The organism is Gluconacetobacter azotocaptans (assembly GCF_014174355.1).
Classification (GTDB): Bacteria; Pseudomonadota; Alphaproteobacteria; order Acetobacterales; family Acetobacteraceae; genus Gluconacetobacter; species Gluconacetobacter azotocaptans.
Genome location: NZ_JABEQF010000002.1, coordinates 117,413 through 144,101, shown reverse-complemented (window position 1 = coordinate 144,101; position 26,689 = coordinate 117,413). Strand labels below are relative to the sequence as shown.

Here is a 26,689-nt window from a genome sequence, read left to right as displayed (position 1 = left end):
GCTGCCGCCATGACCGCAACCGTTCTTCAGGTGCTCGACCACAAGGGTCATCACGTATTCACCGTCCGCGAGGACATGCCGGTGGGACAGATCGCCGATGCGATGGTACGCCATCGCATCGGCGCGGTTCCGGTCATGAACATGGCCGGACGACTGGCCGGACTGGTGTCGGAGCGCACCCTGGTCACGGCCCTGTCCACCCACGGCACGCATTTCGGCCGGCTGGTCGCGCGCGACATCATGGCGCGCGACGTGCCGACCGCCACCCTGGACGAAAGCATCATGGAAATCGGCCGCCGGATGACCGAACGCCGCACCCGCCATTTGCCGGTCATCGACGACGGCGCCGTCATCGGCCTGGTCAGCATCGGCGACATCGTCAAGGCCCGTCTGGAAGAAGCCGAGCATGTGACCCACGAACTCAGCGCCTATATCCGCGACAGCAACCACACCACCACCGGCCCCGGAAACAACCATCGGAACGCCTCTGCCCCTGCCGACGCGCATCACGCACGACCGGCACGGACGCCGGGATACGCCCGATAAACCGCCTCGGGAGCCAGTGGCCGCGCGCTACGGCACGCCCACGCCGCCCGTCACGCCGACCACCTGCCCGGTGATGTAGCTTGCTTCGGTCGACGCCAGCTGCACATAGACCGGTGCCAGTTCGGCGGGCTGGCCCGGCCGTCCCATGGGGACATCCTCGCCGAATTTCTCCACGTTCTCCATGGTCTGTCCACCGCTGACCTGCAACGGCGTCCAGAAGGGGCCGGGGGCGATGGCGTTGACCCGGATGCCCTTCGCGATCAGCTGCTTCGCCAGGCCCTTGGCGTAATTCGCGATCCCTGCCTTGGTTATGGAATAATCGAGGATATTGACCGAAGGATTATAGGCATTGGTCGACGCGGTGAAGATCATGGCCGACCCTGGCTTCATATGCGCGATCGCCGCCTTGGTCAGCCAGAACAGCGCATAGAGGTTGGTCTTCAGGGTCCAGTCGAAATCCTCTGTGCTGACATCGAGAATATCATCGTGCGTATGCTGGCGCCCCGCGCAGTTGACGAAGATATCCAGCCCGCCGAGTTCCGTCGCCGCGCGGTCGACCAGAGACGCGCAGAACGTCTCGCTGCGGATATCCCCTGGCAGGCTCACGACCTTGCGCCCGGCCGCGCGGATCAGGCCGGCGACCTCGTGCGCGTCGCTTTCTTCCTGCGGCAGGTAATTGATGGCGACATCCGCGCCCTCGCGCGCATAGGCAATGGCGGCGGCACGGCCCAGGCCGGAATCGCCACCCGTAATCAGCGCCTTGCGCCCGGCCAGACGTCCGCTGCCGCGATAGCTGCGCTCGCCATGGTCGGGACGCGGTACCATGCGCGACGCCAGGCCCGGCCAGGGCTGCGGCTGGGCCTTGAACGGGGCGTGCGGGTACAGGCCGCGCGGGTCGACCGGCGGCGCGGCCTGCGTCACACGGTCCTGGCCGAATGCGGGCGCCGCGACAGCCGCCATGCCGGCCACTGCTCCCTGCATGATGCCACGACGGGATGTGCCGTTATTCTCGCTCATGAATCCTCCTCTGCGCGGTTCGCAACGCCAGGCACCGCATCGGCCGTCACGGCCGTGCGGGCTATGGAACGGTCACGAACCTGTCAGGCATGGGCGCCCGGGATGGGCGGACAGGCCCCGCTGGACCTGTCGCGGGCGCGCCACACCGCCCGCCGGCCGGCGGGCGGTGTGGAATCGATACGCTTCGCCCCCCCCGATCGTTCCCCCGTCGGAGGAGGACGTCCCGCTATGATCAGGTGGTGTCCTCGCCAGCCGGAATGTCCTCGTCGAACGATCCGATCGCGTCGGCGGCATGTCGGCCCAGGACGATCGACTGTCCGGCGATCCGCATCACGTCGCTGAGCGGCAGGAAATGATAGGCGCCGTCGGCGCTCGTCAATTGCAGGCGGGCCTTGCCTTCCACTGTCTGGACGACGCCCACCTGAACACCGTCGGACCCGACGACGGCCATGCCGGGCCGCACTTCGTCCGCATTGATCATGTCGTGTTCCTTTCCTGTCCGATTTCCCGTCGTCGGCGAAGCATGAAACAGCGCCGGCACGGCCCGGGATTTTCGGCCGGCATTGTACGGTCACCGGTCGCCGGGTCTGTGTTTCGAACGGATATGGCGCGACGAAAGTTGCGTTTTTCCACGGGACGGCCAGGATTCCGCGACGCATCGTTGCCCGAGGGTGCCTTCATGCCATCACGCCGAATGGTTGGCCGGATCGTTCTGTCGGCCCTGATTGTCGCCGCCGGCGTGGCGATCGCGACCCATCGGGCCTGGCTGCCGCCCGCCTACGACCCGACCCGGCCGCTGGATCTGGGGGGGCCGCGCACCTTCATGACGCCGGTCAAGCTGCGGGTGCTGTCGTCGGACCAGACAATGTGCCGGGCGGCGCTGGCAACGTCGGCGCTGCGCCTTCGCTCCGTCCCGGTGGGGGGAACGGCGGCCTGCCCGGTGACGGATGGCACACGGGTCGATGGTGGCCCGGCGCCCTCCGTGCCCGCCGGTTTCCTGGCGTCCTGCCGTCTGGCGGTCCGATGGTCGATGTTCCAGACCGATGTGGCGGAACCGGCGGCCCGCGCGGTGTTCGGCATGGGCCTGCGCGGCATCCGCCAGGCCGGCAGTTTCGCCTGCCGCGATATCCGCGACCGCCCCGGCGCAATCAGCAGCCACGCCACCGCTGACGCGATCGATGTTTCAGCCTTCGTGCTGGATGACGGGCGGGAAATCCCGGTCAGCGCATGGCACGCGGCCCCCCATGGACCGGACCCGCGCATCGTCTTCCTGCACCGCGTCCGCGACGGCGCCTGTGCCATCTTCGGCGTGGTGCTGTCCCCCGATTATAACGGCCTGCATGCCGGCCACCTTCATCTGCAGGCGACCGGGTTCGGACTGTGCGACTGAGTGCACGGCGGATTCCGGGACGCTGACCAGGGCATCCATGCGCCGGCGCCATGGTCCGAGGCCGGCGCTTTCTTGATTTTTTTCGTTTTCTGGACTACAAAGATCCGGGCGAATGATGACCTCCCAGCATTCAATGATGGAGGATACGCCATGACGACAGTGTTCCGTACGGCGCGTGCGATGCGCCACGAACGAATCTGCCCGAGGCTTGCCCTTGCGGCCGTCCTGGGCGTGGCCCCGATGCTGGCGATGCCCGCCCCCGGCCACGCGCAATCCACCGCTCAGGCCGTCGATGAATCGGAACAGGTCACCGTCGAGGCGACGCATCACGTCAGGGTCGTCTATTATGCGCGAGACCTCCAGGACGTCCCGCATGCGCGGCGGTTCATCATCCGGCTGGACAGGGCGGCCCTGGTGGCCTGCGGCGACGACACCGCGATCGCGGAGGAAATCCGACGCGCCATCGAACGGTCCGATTGCCGGCGCGACGGCGTCCTGCGGGCGATTTCGGACATCCGCAATCCGATACTCGATCAGGCCCTGGGGCTTTATGGATTACCGGCATAGTACGCCTGCCGCGGGCGCCCTGCTTTTTCGCTTCTGCCGCGCACCGGACGATGCCATGATCCCCTGGTCAGCCGACGACATCGGCCAGCCAGGGGAAACACCGATTCGATGCCGACATCCGGCCCGTTGCCATCTTCCGCCGACCAGACGCGACAGCCTGACCGTGACGCGCCCCCCGCCGCCGAAACCCCACTCCCGGAGCCGCCATTTCATACGACCAGCGCCTGGCTGGCCGCGGTCGTCGCCAGTTCCGACGACGCCATTTTCAGCAAGACACTGGACGGGATCATCCTCAGCTGGAACGCGGGGGCCGAGCGCATATTCGGGTATACCGCCTCCGAAACGGTCGGCCACCCCATCACCATGCTGATCCCCGAAAGCCGGTTGCGCGAGGATGCGGTCATCCTGGCCCGCATCCGGGCGGGCGAGGTGGTCGATCATTACGAAACCATACGCCGCTGCAAGGACGGCACCCTGATCGACATTTCGCTGACGGTCTCGCCGGTTCGCGACCGGGCCGGACGCATCGTCGGCGCCTCGAAGGTCGCCCGCGACATCAGCGACCGCAAGCGCGCCGAGGCGCGGCGCGACCTGCTGCTGCATGAAATGAACCACCGGGTGAAAAACCTGTTCGCGCTGGTCAACGGCCTGATCGCGCTCAGTGCCCGGTCGGCTGACGACGTGGACGATTTTGCCGCGGTATTGTCCCAGCGCGTCATGGCCCTGGCACGCGCCCACGAGCTGACCATGCCGGACTTGTCCCAGGCCATGCCCGCTCCGTCGGAAACGTCGCTGCATACGCTGCTTGCGGCGATCGTGGCCCCGCTGGACAACACCGAAGGCAGTCGCCTTGCCATCTCGGGGCCGGATATCGTGCTGCCCGGCACCATGCTGACCTCGCTTGCCCTGCTGCTGCATGAATTCACGACCAATGCCGCGAAATACGGTGCGCTGTCCTGCCCGGACGGACGGCTGAGCGTTGCTATCGCCCGGACAGGCGACATGATGGAACTGACCTGGACCGAAATCGGTGGCCCCCGGGTCGCGCCACCCACGTCCGAGAACGGATTCGGCAGCCGGCTGGAACGGGCCACCGTCCAGGGTGCGCTGCAGGGACAGGTGCACCGCGAATGGCTGCCGGCCGGCCTGGTCATCACGCTGTGCATTCCCCTGACGCGCCTGATGCCCTGAGCTTGGTGCTGGCGCGTCCTCGCTTTCATGTGAGGGAACGGGCCCGCATCCCCCGCGCTGCCCCCAGACAGGGCCGCGATCGCATGCCGGCCGCCAGACCGCGCACGCCGGCCGGCATCGGCCGCGCAGGGGCCAGCGCGCACGCCCCTCCCTGGTAAAATCACCCGCACTCCCCCCTGGCATGCCAGCAGACGGAGAACGAACGATGACCGACAATCCCCTCGATTTTTCACCCCTCCGCGACGCCCGCATCCGCGCGAAGGCCCGGCTGCTGTGGCAGGAGGACGGATGCCCCGACGGCGGCGATGCCGCCTATCTGGAGGCCGCCCGTGCCCTGGTCGGCATGACGGACAGCGCCGGGGCCGGACAGATGCGCCCGTCCGACGAGCCGGAGGGGGTGGAAGACGCCTTTCTGCAGGATAATCTGGGCGAATTTCCCAGCCGCCTGACCGATCAGGGCGACGACCGCCTTGTGCCCTTCCCCACACGACACCAGGCGAACATGGCCGGTCAGGCCGAAGGCAGCCTCGAAGGCACCCTCATGGGCGCGCTGGATGGCAGGACGATCGCGATCCTCGCCACCGACGGCGTCGAGGAGGTGGAACTGACCGAACCCGTCAAGGCCCTGCGCGACGCGGGCGCGCGCACGGTGCTGGTGGCACTGCATTCCGGCCAGATCCAGGCTATGAAATCCGATGTCACGCCGACCAGACGGTACGACGTTGACCTGCCCGTCGCAGAGGCGGAGGCGGCGGAATTCGACGGCCTGGTCCTGCCCGGCGGCACGACCAGCCCCGACCATCTGCGGATGGATGACGACGCGGTGCGGTTCGTGCGGGAATTCGTGCAGGCCGGCAAGCCCATCGCCGCGATTTGCCATGGCCCGTGGACCCTGATCGACGCCGGCGGCGTGAACGGCCATGTCATGACCTCGTGGCGGTCGCTGCGCGCCGACCTGACCAACGCCGGCGCGCACTGGGTCGACGAATCGGTCGTGACTGACGGCACGCTGGTCACCTCGCGCAATCCGGGCGACCTGAAGCTTTTCTGCCCGGCCATCGTCACGCTGTTCTCCGGCGTGGCGGCGGCGCACCCGGCCTGAACCGGCCCCGGCGCGAGGACCTTTCCCCCATGACCGCCCGAAAAACGCCCCCCGCGCGGCGCCGGCGATGGTCGGCCGACGTCACGCGGCACAGCGACGCGCTGGACCTGGAACCCGGCGTCTTTGCCAGCGACGACCCGCGCCAGATCGCGGAGTCCCTGAAGCGCTCGGCCGAGGCCAGCACGCGGCGCAAATCCACCCCCTTCCGTTCGGCGATGTCGATGCTGGTGTTCTACACCAACCGCGCGGGCCGGCATCTGTCCCAGGCGCGGCTGCAGACCCTGGACCGCGCGAAGACGGAACTCCGCCGCCTGTTCGGCCGCCCCGGCTGAGGGCGTGGCCCTCATCATCGAGCGCACGGCGCCTCGGCAAGTAGCTTGAACGCGGCCCGGCCGGGCCATGCTGCCTGCCGTTCAGGCTGGTGTCAGGATTATGTGGCAAAACCGGCGACACGTGACGTCGGCCAGGTATGGTGGACGCACCGAATCCTGGACGCCGCGATGTTTCGAGACCTTGGCCTTTCCTTGCCCGTGCTTTTTCTGCTGCTTTCCGGCTTGTCCGGCTGCAGTCACGTTTCGGCTGAAGCCCCGGAAGTCATTTGTACCGACATAGGCGAAGTGAATCTCGCAGCCTTCGTTTCTTCTTCCGACTATCCGGCCTCCGAATACAGGCGGGTCGTGCGCACCGGGCTGTCATGTCGGTCGGCGAGCGGAGAGGCCCTCGTTGTTCCGCAACACCACCGGGCGTTGCCGTATCTTCGTGTCCATGTCGTGCGTTCCAGGACCAATGGCTACATCTCGATGACGCTGTCTCAGCATGGAAGGCTGGTGGCGTCGGAACGCGAGACGCTGTCAGACCTGACAGGTCGTCTGGGACCGGACGCGCTGACGGCCGACATCCACGCCCTGTCCCAAAAACTCTGGCTTGATTCGTTGCCCGATCTGACGCCCACGCCAGCGGGCCAGTGACGTCATGCGGCAGGAACGGATCCCGGCGTGGCTGACGCCTCGTCTGGTCGCGGCCTTGGGCCTTTTCGCGCTGCTTCTGTGGCAGCGCGTTCCGGCGCAGGCGGAATCCCTTACATTTCACGAGGCGGTCAGCGCGGCATGGGCGATCGATCCTGGGCGCTCTGCCCTCCTGGTTAACCGAAGTTCAGCCGATGCCCGGGCCGATGCGGCGAAATCGTGGTTTCCCGGTGGCCCTACAGTCAACGGGCAATATTTCGACGATCATGCTCTGGGCAGCAACGAAGGCTATACGACGTATCAGGGCGGCGTTTCGGTTCCTCTCTGGCTTCCCGGACAAGGGAGCGCGACCGTTCGCGTCGCCCAGGCCGAGGCCGTGACGGTGCAGGAGCGCCTGAATGTCGAGCATATGGCGGTGGCGGTCCGGATCCTTGACGCCACGGCGGCGGAACTGGTGGCCGAGCGGCGCGAGGCGATCGCGCGGTCCCTGCTTGGCGCGATGCAGCGGATCGAAAGCGGCGTGCGCGGTGCCGTGCATGCGGGAGAAGCGGCCGTGACCGATCGCGACGCGGCCGCCGCCGACCTGGCCAACGCGCGGACGGAAGTCGAAAATGCCCGCGAGCAGCGCATCACGGCGACCTCGCTCCTCGCCGAGTTGCTTGGCCGCCCCGGCCTGCCGGATATCATGCTCTACGACGATCGTTTTCTGGGGCGGACCCGAATCGGAACGCCCCAGCTGGTCGAGGACAACGACCCCCGGGTCAGGGCGGCGCATCGGGCGGTCATGGCCGCCGAGGAAGGGCTGAAACTGGCGCGCGCGTCCTTCATGCCGAACCCCGAGGTGGGCATCGGGGCCATTCACGAAAAACAGTATGGAAGCCCCTGGGACAACCGCGTTGGCGTGAATGTCACCATCCCGTTGCCAAGCGAGGCGCGCAATGTCCCGATCATGGCCGACGCGCGCAACAAGGTTGCCGCCGCCGACAGCGAGGAGCGCCAGGCGCGACGCATGGTCCGCCTCGAACTGGCGCAGGTGCGCGCGCGCGTGGACGCAGCAGCCCAGGCCCTGGGCAACGCACGTCTTGCAGCCGGCGCCCTGAACAGGCGCGCGAACGAGATGGAGCGCTCCTGGCGTCTACAGGAGACGCCGCTGGTCGAGGCGCTGCGGGCCCGACAGAGTGCGTATGCCGCCCTTCTGACGTTCAACCAGGCCGAAGTCGCGTGGCACACCGCGATCGTGCGCGCCATGATCGCGACAGGATTCGTTCCATGACCTCCATGCGCATGTCCTGGCTTCCGCCAGTCCTCCTGGCCCTGCAGCTTGTCCGCGCGCATGCCGCCCTGGGGGCGGAGGAACCGGTTGTGACTCTTGCGGCCGACGTGCAGGCCAGCGAGGATCTGACCGTCGTGCCGGTCCGCCGGGGAACGGTCTCGCGGACGCTGACGGCGCTGGCCCATGTCGAGGCGGACGGGCGCCGCGTGGTGCATGTGCGCCCGGCCGGCTCCGGCAAGGTCCGCGTCATCGCGGTGATGCCCGGCAGTCACGTCGCGTGCGGCGATCGTCTGATCGACTATCAGGATCATTCGTTGCACGTTGCCCGCCTCCAGGCGGTGCAGATGCGGGCGGCCCTGGCCCAGGCGATCGCGGCGCGCAGCGAAGCCGCCGCCAGCTACGAGCGGGCGCTGCTCCTGTCCGGCAGCACCGTGTCGGCGGGGGAAACAAGGCGGCGTCTTTCCGTTCTTCAGCAGGCCACGGACCTGGTGAGGTCGCGTCAGGCCGACGTGGATACCCTGAATCATCGTTTCGCCGAAGAATTCAACTCGACCACCGAACGCGGCGGACAGGGCGAGATATCCAGCCTTATCTCGCCCTTGGCAGGCACTGTGCTGACGGTCGCGGCGGCGGTGGATGACGACATCGTTTCGGGCCAGGATCTGGTGACGGTCGCCGATCTCTCTCAGGTCTGGCTGGTCTCCGAGGTGACACCGGACGATGCAAGGCGGCTCGCGCCGGGCGCAAGCGTGACCGCCGTCCTGCCGGCAGAAGACGGAAGCCCGCAGACATCCATGCCGGTGACGCGCATCGACACGATAGATGGCGCCGCCAACCCCGCAACCGGGCTGGTGCGGGTGATTGCGACCGTCGGCAACCCGGACGGGGCCCTGCGTCCCGGCGTACTGCTCGATGCCCATCTCGCCACGACCGAAAGCGCGTCCGGCCTGATGGTACCCACCGAGGCGGTGCAACGTGTCGACGGGCGGGACATGGTGTTCCTCCGCACCGGCAAGGAGAGCTTCCGACCGGTTACTGTCCGCACCGGCCTGGGCAGCGACGACGAGACCCTGATCGTCTCCGGGCTCAGGGAGGGCGACAGGGTGGTGTCGCATGGCGGTTTCGCGCTGAAATCCGTGATGCTGCTGGCTGCGATGGGCGGCGGGGACTGACATGGAGCGGTTTCTGTCCCTGCTGCAGCAAAACCGTTACGCGGTTCTGGGTGTGCTGTTCGCGGTCGTGACGCTGGGCATCGCGACCGTGACCGGCCTGCCCGTGGAATCGGTGCCCGACATCTCGCCCAGGCAGGTGCTGGTTTCCGTCGTGGCCCCGGGGCTTGCGACCGAGGAGGTCGAGAAGCTCATCACCTTTCCGGTCGAGGCCAGCATGGCGGGTATCCCCGGAATGGTCGATCTGCGCTCGGTGTCCCGCTCGGGGGTCTCGGTCGTCTATGTGCAGTTTGCGGACGATACGGACATCAACCTCGACCGGACGCGCGTCGGCGAGCGCATGGCCCTGGCACGGGCCGCCATCCCCGTCGCGGGCCTGTCGGTGAACATGGGACCGCTGGCGACCGGCCTGGGCGAGATCATGCAGTTCGAGATCGCGGGCCGGGGCTTCGACGCGATGGAACTCAACCGCATCATGACCTGGATCGTGGTGCCGCAGATCAAGCTGGTGCCGGGGGTGGTGGACGTCAACGTCAATGGTGGCGCCGAGGAGACATTCGAGGTCCGTCTCGACGAGAGGCGCCTGAACACATACGGTCTTTCGGCCGGCGACGTGTTCCGCGCGGTGGACGCCAACAACGCCGCCTCGGGCGGGGCCTGGATAGCGCATTACGCCGAGCAGGTGGTCGTGGTCGGGCGCGGGCTGGTGCGCGACCTGGCCGATTTCGGCGCCATTGCGGTCAAGTCGGGGCCGAATGGTACGGTGATCCGGTTGCGCGATCTGGGGCAGGTCGCCCTGGGCCCACGCACACGGCTGGGGGCGGTGACGCGCGACGGGCGGGGGGAAATCGTCAACGGCGTCGTGCTGATGGAGATGGGCGCCAGTTCGGAAAAGACGATCGCCGCGATCGAGGCGGCGTTGCCGTCCATCAGGCGGGCCTTGCCGGCCGGCGTGACGCTTGATCCGTACTACAGCCGCGCCACGCTGACGCACAAGACGATCGCCACCGTAAAGGAAAACCTGGTCATCGGGGCCGGACTGGTGATCCTGGTTCTCGTCATCGTCATCGGCGACTGGCGCGCGTCTCTGGTCATCGCCTCGGTGATTCCGTTCGCTCTGATCTGCGCGATGATGGGGATGCGCGCATTCGGCATCTCGGCCAATCTGCTCAGTCTGGGGGCCATCGATTTCGGGATGATCGTCGACAGTTCCCTCGTGGTGGTCGAGAACGTGATGACGCACCGGCTTGCCGACCCGGATACGGATCTGCGCACGCTGGTGGTGACGTCCGTCCGTCAGGTGATCCGGCCGGTGAGCTTCGCGATTCTGGTCATCGTCATGGTCTATCTGCCGATCCTGACGTTGGAGGGGATCGAGGGCAAGATGTTCAGGCCGATGGCCCAGACCGTTATCATGGCGCTGCTTGCCTCGCTTGCCTACAGCCTGCTGTGCGTGCCGGTGATCGCGGCCCTCGCCCTGCGCCGCTCTGTCCCGCACGACGAGACACGGCCGGTCGCGTTCCTGCGCCGCTTCCATCGCCCGGCGGTATCATGGTGCGAAGCCCATTCCTGGCCCGTCTTCGGCGCCACGATCGGTATTTTTCTGGTCTCCGCCTTCCTGGCGACGCGCCTGGGCGGCGAATTCATCCCGCAGCTTCAGGAAGGCGCGCTGGTCGTCACATCGACGCGCCTGCCCAGCGCGTCGCTGGCGACGTCGCTGCGGTCGGTGAACCGGGCGGAACGCATTCTGAAAGGCTTTCCCGACGTGCTGACGGTCGTCAGCAACACCGGCACGTCGGCCATTCCGACCGATCCGATGGGAATCAACGAGACCGATACGTTCGTTTTCCTGAAGGATCCCGACCAGTGGAAGACCGCGCGCACGCAGGAGGGACTGGTGGCCGCGATGAACGCCGCCCTACGCGCCCAGGTGCCGGATGCCCTGTTTTCGTGGAGCCAGCCGGTGCAGATGCGCATGGACGACCTGCTGTCGGGGGTGCGGACGCAGATCGCCGTCTCGATCTACGGTGACGATCTGGATGTGCTCTCCAGGCTGGGCGACAAGGTGACGGCGGTCCTGAACAGCATTCCGGGCGCCGCCGACGTCGCCGCGCAGGGCGACGGCACGATCCCGTTCCTGCACGTCGATGTGGACCGCGAAGCCGCGGGCCGACTGGGCGTGAACATGCAGGACATACTCGACACGGTCGAGGCGGTGGGGGGCCATATCGGTCGCCCGGTCGTGGTCAATAATGCCCTGATCGGCACACAGATACGCTTCGAGCCCGACCAGGTGGGCAGCCGCGACCGCATTGCCGGACTTCGCGTCCGCCGCGGAGACAGCGCGGGCATGGTGCTGCTGTCGCAGGTCGCGCGCGTCACGATCGAGGACGGGCCGCCGCGCATCAGCCGTGATCGCATCCAGCGCCGTATGATCGTGCAGGCGAATGTACGCGGCCGCGATCTCGGGTCGTATGTCGCGGCGGCACAGGCGGCGGTGGCACGCGACGTGCGTCTGCCGCCCGGCTATCGCATGACCTGGGAAGGGCAATTCCGCAATCTGCAATCGGCGATGCAGCGGCTGGACATCGTGGTGCCGATCGCGCTGGCCCTGATCTTCGGCCTGCTGGTCATGGCGCTCGGCTCGCCGCTGCTGGCGTTGCTGGTGTTCGTCAACCTGCCGATCGCGGCAACGGGCGGCATCTTCGCGCTGGTGTTGCGCGGCCTGCCATTCAGCATCTCGGCCGGCATCGGCTTCATCGCCCTGTTCGGGGTCGCGATCCTGAACGGCGTCGTTCTCATCAGCTACACCCAGGAGCGGCGGCGCACCGGACTGACCGCGGCGCAGGCGGCGTTCAGCGCGGTAGAGGACCGGTTCCGGCCGGTTATCGCGACCGCGCTGGTCGCCAGCCTGGGTTTTTTTCCCATGGCGTTCTCCACCAGCGCGGGGGCCGAGGTCGAGCGTCCGCTGGCGACGGTCGTCATCGGCGGCCTGGTTTCCTCGACGCTGCTGACGCTGCTTGTGCTGCCCTCGCTCTACGCCCGCTTCACCAGAACGCGCGGCGAGGACGACACGGTGCCCGTAGCCATGTCATGACGGGGAACGCATCATGAGAGTGCTCATTGTCGAGGATGAGCCCTTGCTCGGCTCCGCCGTGCGCGACCGCGTCCGCCAGGTCGGCCACGCGGCCGACTGGTTCACGACGCTCGAGGAGGCGCAGGCGGCGCTGGAGGTCGCGATCTACGACATTCTCCTGCTCGATCTGGGTTTGCCCGACGGAAGCGGGCGGCAGCTTCTGAAAGCCGTCCGCCGGTCCGGTTCCACGATGGCGATCCTGATCATGACAGCGCAGGACCAGATCAGTGATCGTATCGCCGGGCTTTCGGAAGGCGCCGACGATTACGTCGTCAAGCCCTTCGACCTTGGGGAGCTGATCGCGCGGATCGAGGCGGTCGCGCGACGTTACGCGCCGCTTCCGGGGCCTTGCGTGCGGATCGGCGCCGTGGAGATCGATCTGTCCCGCCAGTCCCTGCGCCGCGACGATAACGAGATCGAACTGACGGCGCGGGAGTGGGCGGTGATCGAGCTGCTGGCCCGCCGGCCGGGCGCCATCTGTTCGCGGGAGAGGATGGAGGAGGCGCTTTATGGATTCGGCGAGGAAATCGAAAGCAATGCGATCGAGGTCTTCATCAGTCGTGTTCGCAAGAAAACCGGCCCCGGCCTGATCCATACGGTACGAGGACGCGGATACCGCCTCGCCGGGAGCGGCCAATCATGAAAAGCTGGAGCCTGGCCTCGCATATCGTCGCCGGTGTCGTGGCGATCGTGTTCGGCTGCCTGGTGCTGCTGAGCGTCTCGGTCGCGGCCTTCACGCGCCACGAAGTGACGGAACGGCTCGACGACTCGTTGCAGGAGGTCTCCGAACGGCTCGGCTTTGTCGTATCGATGCAGTTCCGTCAGGATCAGGTACAGGGTGGCGTAGCCCTGCCACCGGGGCTGGATCGCGACGCGCTGGCATATCAGATCACGGATCTGGCGGGCCATATCGTCCTGCGCTCGCAAAACGCGCCACCGGCCTTGCTGGTCGCGCCCCTTACGCCGGGATTTTTCGATCGGCCGCATTTCCGGGTCTTCGTCACCCTGTCGGCCAAGCGGACGCATTACATCCTGGTGGCCGAGCCCGCCTTTCATCGCCAGGAGGCCATACGCCGTGCGATCATGATTTCGGTCTTGCCGATGATCCTCATCATGCCGGCCATATGGCTGCTGGTACGCTGGACCGTGCGTCGCGCCTTGCGCCCCCTGGTCGATCTTCAAAAGGAAATCGGCAGCCGGGGCGGGGCCAATCTCGAACCGATTCCGTCGCTGCATCTTCCCGACGAAGCCGCGCCCATTCACAAGGCGGTCAATTCCCTGCTGGACCGGCTGAGAAAGGCCCTCTCCACCGAACGCATGTTCGCGACCAACGCAGCCCACGAACTGCGCAACCCCATTGCCGCCCTGATGGCACAGGCCCAGGTTCTGCATGAAGATTTGCGGGAATCCGGCTATGCAGCCCGGCTGGAATCCGTAGTAGGACAGACGCGGCGGATCTCGCGGACGACGGAAAAGTTGCTGCAGCTCTCGCGTGCGACCTCGGGCGTATCCCTGCGAAGGATACAATTCGATCTTATCGAGATCATTCTTGTTCTGGTTGACGAATTTCGGGACATCATACCGCCCGACCGCCGCCTGATCGTTGACAGCGGCTGCCTGGACCATCTCCACATCCAGGGAGACGTCGATACCTGCGGTATATTGTTCAGAAACCTCATTGAAAACGCCATCAATCATGGTGTCACCAACACGGACATCAAGGTCAGCATCATGGCGAACGGTCAGGTGGAAATCGTCAATGCCTGCGAGACGATTCCGGCAGCCGTGCTGGACCGGCTTGCCGAGCCCTTTATCAGGGGAGCATCTTCCACCGAAGGGAGTGGGTTGGGACTGTCGATTGCGCATAATATCGTAACGCAATTGGGCTGTCAGATGGCCTTGCTCTCGCCTGCTCCGGGACAGGTCTCCGGTTTCATGGCGCGCATCAGCTTTCCGGTTTTCACCGTCGTGCTATTGTCCGATCATGAACCACAAGAAAATGAATAAATCTAAAAAACTGGGTCTTTTACCAGACCCTGTCGGATATGGGCACGGCAAGACATCGACGAGAACCTGCGCCCCAAGATTTCGGCGATAGTCGGACCTCGTCAGAACGGCCGAGATGCGACGTTTGACAGCAGTTTTTCACGCCGAGCCAGAAGCATGGTGAGATCCTCCGCAGGGGCTTTTTCAATAGCGCAAACCCCCGCGCCCACCATAAGGCAGCGGACACGATGGGCCCGTCGCAACCCGATATGAGAGAACCGCCACCTCGTTCTTCGTCATCCGTCGCTTCGCCGCGATAATGCAGCGCCGCGACAAGCAGTGTGAAGGCACGAGATTTTTCGCGGCCCCATGCCTATGAAGGGGCCTCAGAACACGACGCTGGTAGCGACATTGATCGTGCGGCCCTGCCCCCAGCTGTTGCGGTAGGCGGAGCCGGTAGGGGCGACAATATAGCCCTGGTTGAGCAAGTTGACCGCATTCACCTGAAGGTTGACGCGCCGGCCCAGAAGATGGGGGAAGCTCCATGATGCGAATGCGTCGAGGGTTCCGTAGCCGGGAACCTGAAAGCTGTTCGTGAGGGTGGCGGAACGTGTTCCCACCAGGTGCACGCCGCCACCTGCCCGCATTCCTGTGTCCTTCCACGGCAGTGTTCCATGCCAGGTCACATATATACTGCCGGAGTTCTTCGGCACGCCGATGAGCTGCTTTCCCTGATCCTCGGGCGTATCGCGCAGGGTGCGGGCGTCAGTCCAGGCGTATGCGACGATCGTGCTCCAGTGCCGGGAGAGATTGCCGGTCAGGCTGAATTCGAGCCCTTTCGACCCTGCCAGACCCGTCAGGCGCTGGATATTGTTGCCGTTTTCGTCAAGTCCCGCACTTTGCAGGACGTTCTTCTTGTGAATATTGTACAGGGCGAGATCGCCGGTGAGCCATCCGTTGTCGTAGCGGGCGCCGACCTCGAACTCACGCCCCGTGGTGGGTTTGTAGCCGCCCTGCAGAACGGTGCCGGCCGACAGCAGATTGGCCCCGAACGACTGCGAATAGTCGCCATAGAACGAGACCGTCTTGAGCGGTTGCCAGACGATCGCGGCGAAGGGCAGCGGCTTGGTGTAGCCTGCGTTCGTTGTCAGGTCGAAGGGGATGCCGCTGCCGTAGCGGATGTGAAACCACTGATAGCGCACGCCGCCGCTGAGGGTAACCTGCCGGGTGAGATGGATATTATCCTTCACATAGCCTGAGACGCTGTCGATATTCTGCTGCAGGTTGCTGCTGGCCGCGTTGACCTTGCCCACCGGCTGGAGCAGACCATAGACCGGGTCCGATGGTAGGAAGCCGCCGACATTGGAAGACTGGTAGAAGAGTCCCTGATCCTGTCGCCTGTTTTCGTAATCGACCCCTGCCGTGATCTCGTGACGCATACCCCATAAATCATGTGTGGCGATGTAATCGAGCGCTATGTTGCCATTGGCGCGGATGGTGCCGCCATTCGAGCGGTAGCGGCGGGTGAGGATGCCGGTGACGGGGTCGTAGCTGGACGGGTCGGCCTGGCGGTCGTGGTAGTCATCGTGGTTGTAGCCGCCGGAGAGGCGGAAACGGTCATGGGGCGTCATGCGGAAATTGATCTGCGACGCCAGGAGGTGGCGGTCGCCGAAGGAGGCGGTCCATGACTCGTCAAGGCGCTTCTGCGGGCCGGAGATGGGGTTGTTCCCGACGAAGATCGCGCCGCGATCAAGAGTATTGTCGTATTTGGCGAATTCGTAGGAAATGGAGGCGTCCCACCGGCCATGTTTCCAATCCAGCGTGGGGGCGACGAGGGTCTGGCGGTTGGCGCCGAAATTCCGCCAATAATTCTCGTTGCGGAATTCGCCGATCAGGCGAAACGCGATGTCCCGGGAGGCAGGGCCCGACACGTCGAAATGGCCATTGCCACCGCCCAGGGAACTCCATTGCGTGCCGAACCCGCCGTCCCAGCGGCGGTGGTTGGGGGCCTTCGTGATGACATTGATGACGCCGCCGGGTTCCTGCATGCCATAGAACAGCGAAGCAGGTCCTTTCAGGATCTCGACTCTTTCCGCGGTGGCGCCCTGGTAGTTGCGGCCGATGGGCATGCGGATGCCGTCGCGCAGGATGGAGCCGTCATCGTTGGCGCCGAAGCCGCGTTTGATGAGCGCGTCCTGCGTGCCGCCGAAGTCGTTGCCGATGGCAACGCCGGGGACGTACTTCGCCATGTCCTCCATCGTCTGCGGGTCGAAATCGGCGAGGGTCTGATGGGTAATGACATGGGTGGTCTGCGTCTGCTGCAGAAAGGCGGTGGGCCTTTTGTCGCCCATTCCACTGTCGGGGGCGGCATAGGAATTGCGTTCGCCGACCACGTACAGGACTTCGGGCGCGTGCATGTCGTGCTTTTCAGCGCCCTTTATCTTCTGCGAGGGTTTCCGTGGAGGCGCGGATGCGTGCGGCTGGCGGGTGACCGGCGGGGGTGATCCAGGCGTGGCGGGTGCCGCGTGCGCACTACCCAGGCCGAGTGCTGCGATACCGGAAGCCAGAAGGAGGGAGCCGTGGGCGGAACGGCCAGCCTTGCGGGCGATATTGCGAATAGTTGTCATTCGCGCTTCTAAACACAAATCGTTACGTTTGGAAACAAGCAAAATGTTATGGGGGGCAGATGCGCGACCCGCCGCAAGCATGTCACCGCCGAAGATCAGCCATGCGGTGACCACCTCTTTCCGGATTGGCAGCGCAACGGAAACGGAGAGATTCTTGCCTTTGCCCGGCAGGCGTGAGGTCATCTTAGCCGGGCAGGGTTTCAGCACCGTCCGGCACTCAACCCCCGAAGCCACCACTTCGAGCGCGGACATTTTCTCTGCCCCCACCGACACGTCATGGGTGTCTGCAGGGGCCCGAATCAAGCGATGGTGCGTTCGACGATCCGGCGTTTGCGCAGGGCGTCACATCCCTGCCACGTCCGGGTGGCTCGCCGCTCTGGCGACCGGCGTGTCGCATGACGTCGTGCCGTTCGGCACGCTCCTGCTGTGGACCGTACTCGATTTTGGGGTTTTCGCCGTAGCGGGCAGGCGGCCGGCCCCGTCTATCCGGCCGGATCGGTGCGGGGCGATGCGACGGCGCCGGCCATCGGCACCGTGCGGGAACAGGCATGGCGCTCGGGCTGCATGCCGTCCCAGCCGGGGTGGCCGCCCAAGCCTGGCGGCCGCTCCTGTCCTAGCCTGCCTTCTTGCGTCGGGCGGCCGCGGCCGCGCCGCCCAGCGCGCCGCCCTTGCGCGACGGCGCGTGCGACACCGGATGCCCGCGCCCCGACCCGCTTTTCTTGCCGCCGCCGGTTTCCTTGTTCACCGTGGCCCAGGCCCGGCGCTCAGCCTCCTGCTCCCCTACGCCGCGCTGTTCATAGCCGGCCTCTATATGGGCCGCCTGCCGCTTCTGCTTGTCGGTATAGGACGATTTGTCTCCGCGTGGCATGACACATGCTCCTCTCCGATTGCGGGCGCACCGCGGGTCAGACCGCGTGAACCCGGCTTTCGCGTTCCCAGAACCGCAGCGCCCGGCAGGCCGCGACGAAGGCCGCGACATCGCCGGCCTTCGCCAGCGGCAGAATCCCGCCGTCCATGTCCTGCGTCCGGATGCCCGACCGCTTCATCAGCGGCACGGCGGTAGCGGCATAGCCGATGAATTTCGCATGGGCGAAGGCATCGGCGACGAAATCGCGCGCCGTCGCTTCCTCGCACAGCACCGTTGTCCCTTCGGCGGAGGGCAGAAGGACCACCGCATCATACAGCACCGACGGGGCACCCTTGATCTTCTGTCCCGCGGGGATCTGCACGCCGGCGCTGGTCGTCACGCCGCCCACCTGTGGCGCGACCAGTTCCACATCCGCCCCTTCGTCTTTCGCCGCCGTCGTGACCGCGTCCAGCAGGGCCGCGTCGACGCCGTCCGTCACCAGCACACCGAACTTGCGGCCGGCGAAATCGGCCGGCCCGTTCTTCAGGATGCTCAACGCGGGCGATGGGGGCAGGCCGTCCAGCACCGGTCGCGCCGGGGCCGGGGCATCCGGCAGGCTGTCCAGGCCCAGCCCCTGCGCGACCGCGGTGGCCAGGTCGTGGTCCACATGAATAAGATGACCCACCATGCGCTGACGGATGGCCAGGGTCTCGACCTTGCTCAATTCGAAGGTGAAGGCCTGCTGGATATGGACCTGCTCGGTCGTCGTCTGGCTCAGGTAGAACTGCCGAGCCTGACTGTAGTGATCGCCGAACAGTTCGGACCGCATGCGCGTCTTTGCACCGTCCTCCTGCGCCGGAAAGGTCGTGAACCCCTTGGCGGCATCCTCACGCGGGCCGCCCTGCGCGCCGCCCCAGGAATTGGGTTCGTAATTCGCCCGGCCCTTCGGATTGTGCATCGCCATGTGTCCGTCCTGCTGGAAATTATGGAACGGGCATTTCGGCGCGTTGATCGGGATATGCGTGAAATTCGGGCTGCCCAGGCGCTTGATCTGGGTATCGAGGTAGGAAAAATTCCGCCCCTGCAACAGCGGATCATTGGTGAAGTCCACGCCCGGCACGATATTCTGGGTGCAGAACGCAACCTGTTCGGTCTCGGCAAAGAAATTATCGACCATGCGGTCCAGCACCAGGCGCCCCACAGGGCGCACCGGGACCAGTTCCTCGGGGATCAGCTTGGTGGCGTCGAGCACGTCGAAATCGAAACTGTCGGCAAAATCGTCGTCGAACAGCTGGACGCCCAGCTCCCATTCCGGGAAATTCCCGCTCCTGATCGCGTTCCACAGGTCACGGCGATGAAAATCCGGATCCGCGCCATTGATCTTGACCGCCTCGTTCCAGACCACCGATTGCAGGCCCATCTTCGGCTTCCAGTGGAACTTGACGAAACGCGAGTGCCCGGCCGCGTTGACCAGGCGGAACGTATGGACGCCAAACCCCTCCATGAAGCGGAACGACCGGGGCAGCGCGCGATCCGACATGACCCACAGCGCCATGTTGACGCTTTCCGGCGACAGCGAGATGAAATCCCAGAAATTGTCGTGCGCGGATTGCGCCTGCGGAAAGTCCCGGTCGGGCTCCGGCTTCACCGAATGTATGACATCGGGAAATTTGATGGCGTCCTGGATGAAGAAGACCGGGATATTGTTGCCGACGATATCCCAGTTTCCCTCCTTCGTGTACAATTTGACCGCGAACCCACGCACATCGCGCGCCAGGTCGAACGATCCCTTGCTGCCGGCGACGGTGGAAAACCGCACGAAGGCCGGCACCCGCTCGCCAGGCCGTTGCAGGACATCGGCGCGCGTCACGTCCGAAAGCGAATCCGTCAGTTCGAAGAATCCATGCGCGCCATACCCCCGCGCATGGACCACGCGCTCGGGAATACGCTCATGGTCGAAATGGAAAATCTTTTCCCGGAAATGGAAATCTTCCAGAAGAGTCGGCCCGCGCGCGCCCGCCTTCAGCGAATTCTGGTCGTCCGCGACCGGCGTGCCCTGCTGGGTGGTCAGGACCGGAACGTCGCCGCCGGCCCCCTGGTGGGTTTCGCCGCCCGCGCCACGCTGGATGTTTTCTGTTCCGATGCTGGCGCGCGTGCGGCCATGATCCGGTGTTTTCGCGGTCATGAATGGTTCTCCGGTTCGGTCGGGCTGGCGGGCCGGAGCCCGCACCTGGTGCCCCATCATCGGGGAATAACGTGACGCGATGGAACGGGTTGCCCTGCGGGGGGCATCACACCGGCCCTGCCGTCACGCATGTGTGACCCTCATCGTTCGTCCGGAACCAAGATATCCGCATCCGGTTCGGGTCATGAGGCAGGTGTCGCCCGGCCACTCCCGACCGGACCGCCTTCCGGATAGAGGAGAGCCGCAATGGCCCGTTTCCACCCCGTCGCGATCCTGGTCCTGGCGGGCCTCGTCGCAGGAGGCGCGACTGCATCCGCGCAGCCCGCCAATACATCCCCCTTAACCCACACGCCATCTGCCCCGTCATCTCCTGCCGGGCCAAATCGGGAGAGCGTTCCGCCGTCGGAAAAACTGCCGACCTGGTCCAACCAGAAACGCGAACAGGTTTCCCCCACACCGGCATCGCCGGGCACCCAGAAACAGCCGCTGTCCTCCGAACAGGCGAAGCGGCGCGCGCGCCACACCATCCCGGGCACGAACACCGTGCCCGGCACGACGGTCCAGCCGCGAACCACCATGCCGCCCCAACAGTAAGGTTCGGTGAAAAAGCCGGGTTCGGCCCGAACCCGGCACGGGCCTCGGCCCTTGGCGGCGCCGTGCCCGATCGAACGGGCCCCATGCACCGCCCCCTGAAAACGACGACGGCGCCCACCCGGACCATGCCGGGCAGGCGCCGTTCGCCGATCGCGTCAGGCGGCCATATGGGTCAGCCGTTCCTCGGAAATGGTCGACAATTTCCTGTCGGCATCCTTCTCTTCCTCCAGCGTTTCGTGGAGGATGGCCGCGCAGTCCGGACGGCCGAGTTCCTTCGCCCAGGCGACCAGCGTGCCATACCGCGTAATCTCGTAATGCTCGACCGCCTGGGCGGACGAGACGATTGCCGCGTCGAGAACGCTCTTGTCGTCGACCTCGCCCGATATATCGTCGGCTTCGTCGAGGATGCCGTCGATCGCCGGACATTTGACGGTCGAGGGCGCTATACCGTGCATCTGGAACACCTGCTCCAGCCGCGCGATATGCGTGCGTGTCTGGTCGAGATGGTCGCGCAGCCCCGTCTTGAGATCCATCGACGACGCCTTGTCGATCATCGCCGGCAGCGTGTTCACGATTCTCTTTTCAGCATAAAGGATGTCCTTCAGCTGATGGATGAACAGGTCGTTCATCGAATGGATGTCCCGTGTAAAGAGTCCCATGGTCTGTCCTCCTGTCTGGCCGGAATGCCTGACGGCTTCCGTTGCGACAACCAGGGCATGCTGCGTGCCCTGAAGGGGAAGGTCATCCCGAGATGGCAGGAAGTAAAGGCCTTTTGACGAACACGTGAAATACGAAATCTGGAAATTTCCCACCCATAGATCGACCGCCCCGACAACCCGCCGTTTCAAACGGATAATTATGATCGTTAATTGTTATATCTTTCATTTTCACAATTTTTTTCATACCCCCACGCATCAGGAATCCCACTCCGCGTATTGAAATTCGACGTACGCTCTCAATTCTCCCCATACTTGGGCGGAACGCGCCCCGGAACGGAGAAGGATTTCGATCATGACTCGTTTTTTTCTTGATTTTTCCGATGATCTGATCGACCGCATGGCCGAGCGCGGCCATGGTGCGGGCAAGGCGCGACATCATCCCGGCAAATTCGCCCAGGATCGGGAAAAGGCGGCGTCCCCCGCACAGCAGGGCGGGCGGCACAGCCATGCGGGCGCCACGGCCGGAGATATACCCGCCACCCCCATGCAGGATCGCGACAAGGCGGCGCAAGCCGGCCATACCCACGGCCGGCACGGCCACGGCAGCGGTCACTGATGCCATGCCCACGGGGCCGGGGGGCCGTGTGGCCGCCCGGCCCGCCTGGTCCATACGGGCCGACGCCCTACCCTGCCCTCCGGTCGCCAGGGACTGGGCGTTCCGCCTGGGCGACCAGGCGGATCACCTCCTGATCCTCGACCTGCGCAAAATCGCGATAATAGGCGCCGACGGCATAAAGCGGGTTCGGTCGCATCAGACAGACGACCTCGTCGCATTCGGCGGCAAGGTCCGCGATACTGTCGGGTGGCGCCACCGGCACCGCCAGGATCAGGCGCGCGGGCTGCGCCCCGCGCACGGCCTGCAACGCCGCCCGCATGGTACCCCCCGTCGCAATCCCGTCATCGACGACAATGACGACCCGCCCCGCTACCGGCAGCGGCGGCCGTCCCTTCAGATACAGCCGTCGCTGGCGTGCGATCTCGCCAAGCTGGCGCTGCACGATCTCCCGGATGGTGGAGGTTCCGACCCCGAATTCCCCAACCCGCACCCGATCCAGGACGATGCGCGGCGCGGCGCCGTCCACGACCGCCCCCAGGCCGTATTCCTCATGCCCCGGCATACCGATCTTGCGCACGAACAGCAGGTCCATGTCGGTATCGAGCGCCCGCGCGACCTCGAACGCCACCGGAACGCCGCCCCGCGGCAACGCCAGCACCAGGGGATGGGACGCGGCATACGGCAGAAGGACAGCGGCCAGCGCGCGCCCCGCCTCCTCCCTGTCGCGAAACGGCTCTCGACGGTCGGACATCGTCATGGGTCCTGTACCGGGTCACAGGCCGAAGGGCCAGGTTTCAGGGGCACCGTGGGCAGGCGCATGCCCCAGCGGCATGACGGCCCGCGTTTCCTCGAACCAGACCCAGGCATCGAACTGCTCGGCCAGCGACGCCTCGAAATAATGGCTCGCCAGTTCGGTTTCGGGGCGATAGATCACGCCGATCGCCCGTTCGCGCAGCGGCCCGCGCAGATGCGCCCTCAGCGCCGCCCGGCTGTCCCGCCAATCCGTCAGGCTCGTGGGATGGCCCGCGCGGGCGAAAGCATGTTCATAGCTGTCGAACCGCGCCGGGCGCACGGTCTTCACTTCCATGTCTCCGTCCCAGTCGCTGGCAGCCGCGACGGTGCCGCGGTCGGTGCCGAAGCCGATCAGGACGGCCTCGTCGCCATGGGCCATGCGGCAGAGTTCGCCGATGTTGAACTGGCCCTCCCATCCCATCGCGGTCGCGGCCGCGTTGCCGACATGCGAATTATGCGCCCAGATCACCGCCTTCGCCGCATCGCCCCGATGGGCCAGCAGCGCCTGGATGGTGCCGAACATGTGCCGGTCCCGCAGGTTCCAGCTTTCGGTCGCGCCGCGATACATGATCCGGTAATACAGTTCGGCGGCACGGACGATGCGCGCATTCTGCACGGCATCGAACCAGGCTTCGCCATCGCGGTGCAGGTAGCGCAGGCGATGGACCAGCAGGTCGCGCAGTTGCGCCACGACCGCGTCCTCGCAACTGTCCTGTCCCTGCCCCGCCACCGCCCGTCCATAGCGGGCCGGATCGTCCTGCCACGGCGTCAGGCGGGCATAGCGCCGCCGGGCGGACGCCCCCGCGTCAGGATCGACATGGTCCAGATAGGCCAGTACAGCGTGGATTGATTCCCCCAGGCTGTACAGATCGAGCCCGTGAAACGACACGCGCTCGGCCTCCGCGCGGGTTTCGTTGTGGCGATGCAGCCAATGCACTAAGGCAGCCACGTCCTCGTTACGCCACATCCAGGTCGGAAAACGGGAGAACGCCGGCCCACGCCACGGCCGGGGCGCCCGATGCCGGACATAATCGTCGATCCGCGCGCCGTCGGGCCAGTCGGCCTCGACCGCGACGACGGTAAAGCCATGATGTTCGATCAGCCGGCGCGTAATGGCGGCGCGCGCCCGATAGAATTCCGACGTGCCATGCGTCGCCTCGCCCAGCAGCACCACCCGGGCATCGCCGAAGCGATCGAACGCCGCACCGAACGCCTCGGCGTGGTCCAGACCCGGCAGCGGCTCGCCCTGATCGCGCAATGCCGCGACCAGGCCGGCGAAACCGTCAAGGCGACCCCCGCCACGGAAGGATGTATCGGCCATCATGGGCCCCTTTTCCCCGATCGCATACATGCGGCACCCCCTGACAGTGGGCATCCACCGACCGGAATGCAGGGGGCGCAGGCCCCGACGGTACTCCTATCAACACGAAGTGATCGCGTGACGGGCCGACATGTTTTGTCTTGCTCTTTTTTGAATCTGCCATTTATCATTAACATATATTTATATTATAAAATTTATTTTATGAAACCAATATTATCCTAATTTTATTTGGTTCAGACACTTTAATGGGCGTGATTTTTCTTCGGGCTCGCAAAATATCCTGCCGAGATTCCCGAATTTTACTTAACAATCTTCCATACCAAAAATCTAAATGACCCGCCACCGGGAGTTAGTAATATGAACAAGGAGTTCTCCGAAATAACAGGAGACGATACACCGCTGACATTGCCCAGCATCGCGTCGCCAAACGTTTCGCCCCCCCGGGACGTACACGCGCATATCGATCTTGTCACGGCGGCCGAAGCCAGGGTCGCCTTTCCATCGCTGCCGGACGACATGCTGGCCCGCATTGCCGATGACATGAACCGGCAAGGGTTCGGCGTCGCAACCGATTGCATCCACGCCGACGATCTGTCCGCGCTGCGGACCTTCATCGAACATAAGGTCGCGGCCGCCGGCGGCGAGTATATCGCATTCGCCGGTCGCGAGAGTGTCAGAGGGACTTTCCTCGATACCCTGGGCCTGTCACCCGAATTCATGCAGGCCTGCCAGACGATCTATCGGAAAGGCACCGGAAAGGCCCCGCCGACGGTGCCTTTCTACCAGGTCCTGCGGTGCCTTTCCGGAAAGACCGGCGAACAGCACGCCTTTCTCTTTCATTACGATTCCTACGTCATCACCGCACTCGTCCCGGTCATCATGCCGAAGGACGGCAAGCGCGGCGACCTGATCATGCTGCCCAATACGCGCGGGATCAGGTCGAGCTATTTCCTCAATCTGCTCGACAAGATCCTGCTCGACAACAGATTGACGCAGGTCGCGCTGAAGCGGCTGATCCACTCGGGATATCTGCGCCCCACCCGGGTGCGCATGCTGCCGGGGAACGTCTATTTCTTCTGGGGCTATCGCTCGGTTCACGCAAACGAACCGTGCGATCATGACAAGACCCGGGCAACTGCCCTGTTTCATTACGCCAACCCCCACGCCGGTAGCCGCCTGCGCGGCATGGCGCGCAGCACGCCCGGGGCGTAATCCGCCGCGGCACGTCGGACCATCGTGCCATGTCCGGGAATGGTCGCCGCGCTGGTTTCCCCTCGGTCCAATCTTATGCCCGTCCAGGCTATGAATGACTCTTCGGGGGCATGCCTCAGGGCGCTGTCCTGAAACCCGCCAAAGACAGCCGCCTTTGGAAGCCAGTCTGTTGATCCATGATCGGGGTTCGGGCAAAACACGATCTGCCTTGCCGGACCGCCGTCACAGAACCTTGTCAGCCGCGCATGTCAACCTTTGCGGACACAACTCGTTCATACAGCATCGTCAATCCATCTTAACCCATTGACCGGTGGAGACATGCAAATCACACATCATCGGCACACGCAGGATGACGATGTGCCGTTCGATCTCTGGCTGCGGCGAGAACTCCATATGCTGTTCGACGCGGTGGCCGATGAACCCATCCCGCCCGATCTTGTCCGCCTGGTCGAACAGGGCCCTGAAGACTGGCGAGTGCGGGAACCATGCCTGCCCCGATGACGACAGACGATCCACGGGACCGCGCACCTTTGTTCCGTAGGGGTGCGCTCCATTCTACCCACTCCGCCCTTCGCCCTGAACGCGACCTGCCTGTCCGGCGCCATGCCCGGGTGTCCGCGTCGCATCGACCCGCGACGTCAGGGTGCGCAGGCTGCCGGCCATGCCGCCGACAATGGCGGCAAGAAGCCTGACCCGCCGCTCCACGTTTTTGGGATTGTGTTGTTCGAGGGAAGCGACGATTTCATCCAGCGTCCGCTCGACAGTGGTCAGGCGTGCCTCAAGGTCGGCAATCGTGCAATTTTCCGAATCCACCCTGCTCTCTCCGACGATGCCGGATCCATCCTGTTCCATGTCGGGGACAAGGCACACGCGACATCGGCCGGTTATGACGTGTCTCCGGATTCGGCGGGAAGGGCCGCGTTCCGGGTCTGACGTTCGATCCATTTCTGTGCGTTGATCTTTCCCGCCGGGTCGAGCCTGCGATAGAGCATCACAAGGTCGTTCTCGTCCGGCGACAGAGTGACGGGGATCTTTTCATCGGCCATGCCTGTCAGCAGCGCCTCGGCCTCCACGCCCAGGATCCGCGCCAACACGGCAAGATGTTTCTGGATACCGCCCTCGCGCCCGGTTTCCCAGAACGCGATGGCCGAACGCGACAGGCCCAGCCCATCGGCCAATTGCTGCTGACTGAGTCCCGCGATTTTCCGCAAGATGCGGATGCGCTTGCCCAGTTCGGCGCTGGGCGAGGCCTTCCGGCCGGTATCCGGATCGATGCCCTGCAACCGGGCCTCGGTCCGCCTGATCCATTGTCGGAAGCCGCCCTTGCCGACCCGCGACAGGCCCGCACCCGGTCCGTCTCCCTGCTCGCGATACAACACGCCGTCGCGCAGCACATCGACGACGACCCGCGACCGGGCGCCAGAGCCGGCGGGCATCCAGATCTGGCCAGGCTGGAGAATGAAATGATGCATGCCCGAAGCGGTTTTCGGAAAC

At 65.1% G+C, this 26,689-nt stretch carries 26 protein-coding genes and 1 pseudogene; 15 read left to right on the top strand and 12 right to left on the bottom strand.

What is annotated here, in order from left to right:
* Nucleotides 1–9: 9 nt before the first annotated feature.
* Nucleotides 10–546 (top strand): CBS domain-containing protein, encoded by a 537-nt coding sequence (locus HLH34_RS02810; RefSeq protein WP_183118089.1) that lies wholly within the window; start codon nt 10–12, stop codon nt 544–546.
* Nucleotides 547–573: 27 nt separating this feature from the next.
* Here HLH34_RS02810 and HLH34_RS02805 read toward each other — a convergent pair whose 3' ends face one another.
* Both HLH34_RS02805 and HLH34_RS02800 read right to left on the bottom strand, forming a co-directional pair.
* Entirely contained in the window at nt 574–1,563 is a 990-nt protein-coding gene (locus HLH34_RS02805; RefSeq protein ID WP_183118088.1) for an SDR family oxidoreductase, read from the bottom strand.
* Between the two features lie 232 nt (nt 1,564–1,795).
* The gene (locus tag HLH34_RS02800; protein ID WP_183118087.1) at nt 1,796–2,044 is read right to left on the bottom strand and encodes a DUF2171 domain-containing protein; all 249 of its coding nucleotides are present in this window, start codon (nt 2,042–2,044) and stop codon (nt 1,796–1,798) included.
* Between the two features lie 198 nt (nt 2,045–2,242).
* Here HLH34_RS02800 and HLH34_RS02795 point away from each other — a divergent pair, with 198 nt between their 5' ends.
* The 12 genes and pseudogenes from HLH34_RS02795 to HLH34_RS02745 all read left to right on the top strand — a co-directional run bounded on the left by HLH34_RS02795 (nt 2,243) and on the right by HLH34_RS02745 (nt 14,363).
* Nucleotides 2,243–2,953 carry an extensin-like domain-containing protein gene (locus HLH34_RS02795; RefSeq protein WP_183118086.1) on the top strand — a complete coding sequence of 237 codons (711 nt, stop codon included), beginning with the start codon at nt 2,243–2,245 and terminating at the stop codon, nt 2,951–2,953.
* 150 nt (nt 2,954–3,103) lie between these two features.
* Nucleotides 3,104–3,520 (top strand): UrcA family protein, encoded by a 417-nt coding sequence (locus HLH34_RS02790; RefSeq protein WP_183118085.1) that lies wholly within the window; start codon nt 3,104–3,106, stop codon nt 3,518–3,520.
* A gap of 108 nt (nt 3,521–3,628) precedes the next feature.
* Complete coding sequence (locus HLH34_RS02785) at nt 3,629–4,711, top strand: PAS domain S-box protein (protein WP_183118084.1); 1,083 nt, start codon at nt 3,629–3,631, stop codon at nt 4,709–4,711.
* Nucleotides 4,712–4,892: 181 nt separating this feature from the next.
* Nucleotides 4,893–5,039 (top strand): annotated as a pseudogene (locus HLH34_RS19585) (DUF2934 domain-containing protein); the annotation flags it as partial.
* 213 nt (nt 5,040–5,252) lie between these two features.
* Nucleotides 5,253–5,813: a type 1 glutamine amidotransferase domain-containing protein gene (locus tag HLH34_RS19310; protein WP_244959612.1), complete on the top strand. Its 561-nt coding sequence runs from the start codon at nt 5,253–5,255 to the stop codon at nt 5,811–5,813.
* Between the two features lie 29 nt (nt 5,814–5,842).
* The gene (locus HLH34_RS02775; protein WP_183118082.1) at nt 5,843–6,145 is read left to right on the top strand and encodes a DUF3175 domain-containing protein; all 303 of its coding nucleotides are present in this window, start codon (nt 5,843–5,845) and stop codon (nt 6,143–6,145) included.
* A gap of 45 nt (nt 6,146–6,190) precedes the next feature.
* Nucleotides 6,191–6,781, top strand: a complete 591-nt coding sequence (locus HLH34_RS02770; protein WP_220792016.1) for a hypothetical protein — start codon at nt 6,191–6,193, stop codon at nt 6,779–6,781.
* 4 nt (nt 6,782–6,785) lie between these two features.
* The gene (locus HLH34_RS02765; protein ID WP_183118080.1) at nt 6,786–8,051 is read left to right on the top strand and encodes a TolC family protein; all 1,266 of its coding nucleotides are present in this window, start codon (nt 6,786–6,788) and stop codon (nt 8,049–8,051) included.
* Nucleotides 8,048–9,223 (top strand): efflux RND transporter periplasmic adaptor subunit, encoded by a 1,176-nt coding sequence (locus HLH34_RS02760; RefSeq protein WP_244959577.1) that lies wholly within the window; start codon nt 8,048–8,050, stop codon nt 9,221–9,223. Before HLH34_RS02765 ends, HLH34_RS02760 begins: the two co-directional genes overlap by 4 nt.
* Before the next feature lies 1 nt (nt 9,224).
* Nucleotides 9,225–12,317, top strand: coding sequence for an efflux RND transporter permease subunit (locus HLH34_RS02755; protein ID WP_183118079.1), 3,093 nt, complete (start codon nt 9,225–9,227; stop codon nt 12,315–12,317).
* A 13-nt stretch (nt 12,318–12,330) separates the two neighbouring features.
* Nucleotides 12,331–12,999, top strand: a complete 669-nt coding sequence (locus HLH34_RS02750; protein WP_183118078.1) for a response regulator transcription factor — start codon at nt 12,331–12,333, stop codon at nt 12,997–12,999.
* The gene (locus tag HLH34_RS02745; RefSeq protein ID WP_183118077.1) at nt 12,996–14,363 is read left to right on the top strand and encodes a sensor histidine kinase; all 1,368 of its coding nucleotides are present in this window, start codon (nt 12,996–12,998) and stop codon (nt 14,361–14,363) included. The genes HLH34_RS02750 and HLH34_RS02745 overlap by 4 nt, the downstream gene beginning before the upstream one ends.
* Before the next feature lie 365 nt (nt 14,364–14,728).
* Here HLH34_RS02745 and HLH34_RS02740 read toward each other — a convergent pair whose 3' ends face one another.
* From HLH34_RS02740 to HLH34_RS02730, 3 genes are all read right to left on the bottom strand, one after another.
* Nucleotides 14,729–17,221 carry a TonB-dependent receptor gene (locus tag HLH34_RS02740; protein WP_244959576.1) on the bottom strand — a complete coding sequence of 831 codons (2,493 nt, stop codon included), beginning with the start codon at nt 17,219–17,221 and terminating at the stop codon, nt 14,729–14,731.
* A 361-nt stretch (nt 17,222–17,582) separates the two neighbouring features.
* A complete protein-coding gene (locus HLH34_RS02735; protein WP_183118076.1) occupies nt 17,583–17,837 on the bottom strand; it encodes a plasmid stabilization protein in 255 nt (84 codons plus the stop codon).
* Between the two features lie 37 nt (nt 17,838–17,874).
* Nucleotides 17,875–20,001: a catalase gene (locus HLH34_RS02730; RefSeq protein WP_183118075.1), complete on the bottom strand. Its 2,127-nt coding sequence runs from the start codon at nt 19,999–20,001 to the stop codon at nt 17,875–17,877.
* A 246-nt stretch (nt 20,002–20,247) separates the two neighbouring features.
* On the opposite strand from HLH34_RS02730, the gene HLH34_RS02725 reads away from it, so the two are divergent.
* Nucleotides 20,248–20,595: a hypothetical protein gene (locus tag HLH34_RS02725; protein ID WP_183118074.1), complete on the top strand. Its 348-nt coding sequence runs from the start codon at nt 20,248–20,250 to the stop codon at nt 20,593–20,595.
* 155 nt (nt 20,596–20,750) lie between these two features.
* Here HLH34_RS02725 and HLH34_RS02720 read toward each other — a convergent pair whose 3' ends face one another.
* From HLH34_RS02720 to HLH34_RS02705, 4 genes are all read right to left on the bottom strand, one after another.
* Nucleotides 20,751–21,254 (bottom strand): YciE/YciF ferroxidase family protein, encoded by a 504-nt coding sequence (locus tag HLH34_RS02720; RefSeq protein ID WP_183118073.1) that lies wholly within the window; start codon nt 21,252–21,254, stop codon nt 20,751–20,753.
* A gap of 82 nt (nt 21,255–21,336) precedes the next feature.
* Nucleotides 21,337–21,876 carry a hypothetical protein gene (locus HLH34_RS02715; protein WP_183118072.1) on the bottom strand — a complete coding sequence of 180 codons (540 nt, stop codon included), beginning with the start codon at nt 21,874–21,876 and terminating at the stop codon, nt 21,337–21,339.
* Between the two features lie 61 nt (nt 21,877–21,937).
* The gene (locus HLH34_RS02710) at nt 21,938–22,621 is read right to left on the bottom strand and encodes a phosphoribosyltransferase (RefSeq protein ID WP_183118071.1); all 684 of its coding nucleotides are present in this window, start codon (nt 22,619–22,621) and stop codon (nt 21,938–21,940) included.
* Nucleotides 22,622–22,642: 21 nt separating this feature from the next.
* The gene (locus HLH34_RS02705) at nt 22,643–23,986 is read right to left on the bottom strand and encodes an erythromycin esterase family protein (protein ID WP_204737488.1); all 1,344 of its coding nucleotides are present in this window, start codon (nt 23,984–23,986) and stop codon (nt 22,643–22,645) included.
* A 354-nt stretch (nt 23,987–24,340) separates the two neighbouring features.
* On the opposite strand from HLH34_RS02705, the gene HLH34_RS02700 reads away from it, so the two are divergent.
* Complete coding sequence (locus tag HLH34_RS02700; RefSeq protein ID WP_244959575.1) at nt 24,341–25,195, top strand: hypothetical protein; 855 nt, start codon at nt 24,341–24,343, stop codon at nt 25,193–25,195.
* 285 nt (nt 25,196–25,480) lie between these two features.
* Here the strand turns inward: HLH34_RS02700 and HLH34_RS02695 are convergent, their stop codons facing one another.
* From HLH34_RS02695 to HLH34_RS02685, 3 genes are all read right to left on the bottom strand, one after another.
* Nucleotides 25,481–25,711: a hypothetical protein gene (locus HLH34_RS02695; protein ID WP_183118070.1), complete on the bottom strand. Its 231-nt coding sequence runs from the start codon at nt 25,709–25,711 to the stop codon at nt 25,481–25,483.
* A gap of 39 nt (nt 25,712–25,750) precedes the next feature.
* Nucleotides 25,751–26,008, bottom strand: coding sequence for a hypothetical protein (locus HLH34_RS02690; RefSeq protein ID WP_183118069.1), 258 nt, complete (start codon nt 26,006–26,008; stop codon nt 25,751–25,753).
* A 71-nt stretch (nt 26,009–26,079) separates the two neighbouring features.
* The gene (locus tag HLH34_RS02685) at nt 26,080–26,631 is read right to left on the bottom strand and encodes a helix-turn-helix domain-containing protein (protein ID WP_183118068.1); all 552 of its coding nucleotides are present in this window, start codon (nt 26,629–26,631) and stop codon (nt 26,080–26,082) included.
* Nucleotides 26,632–26,689 lie beyond the last annotated feature (58 nt).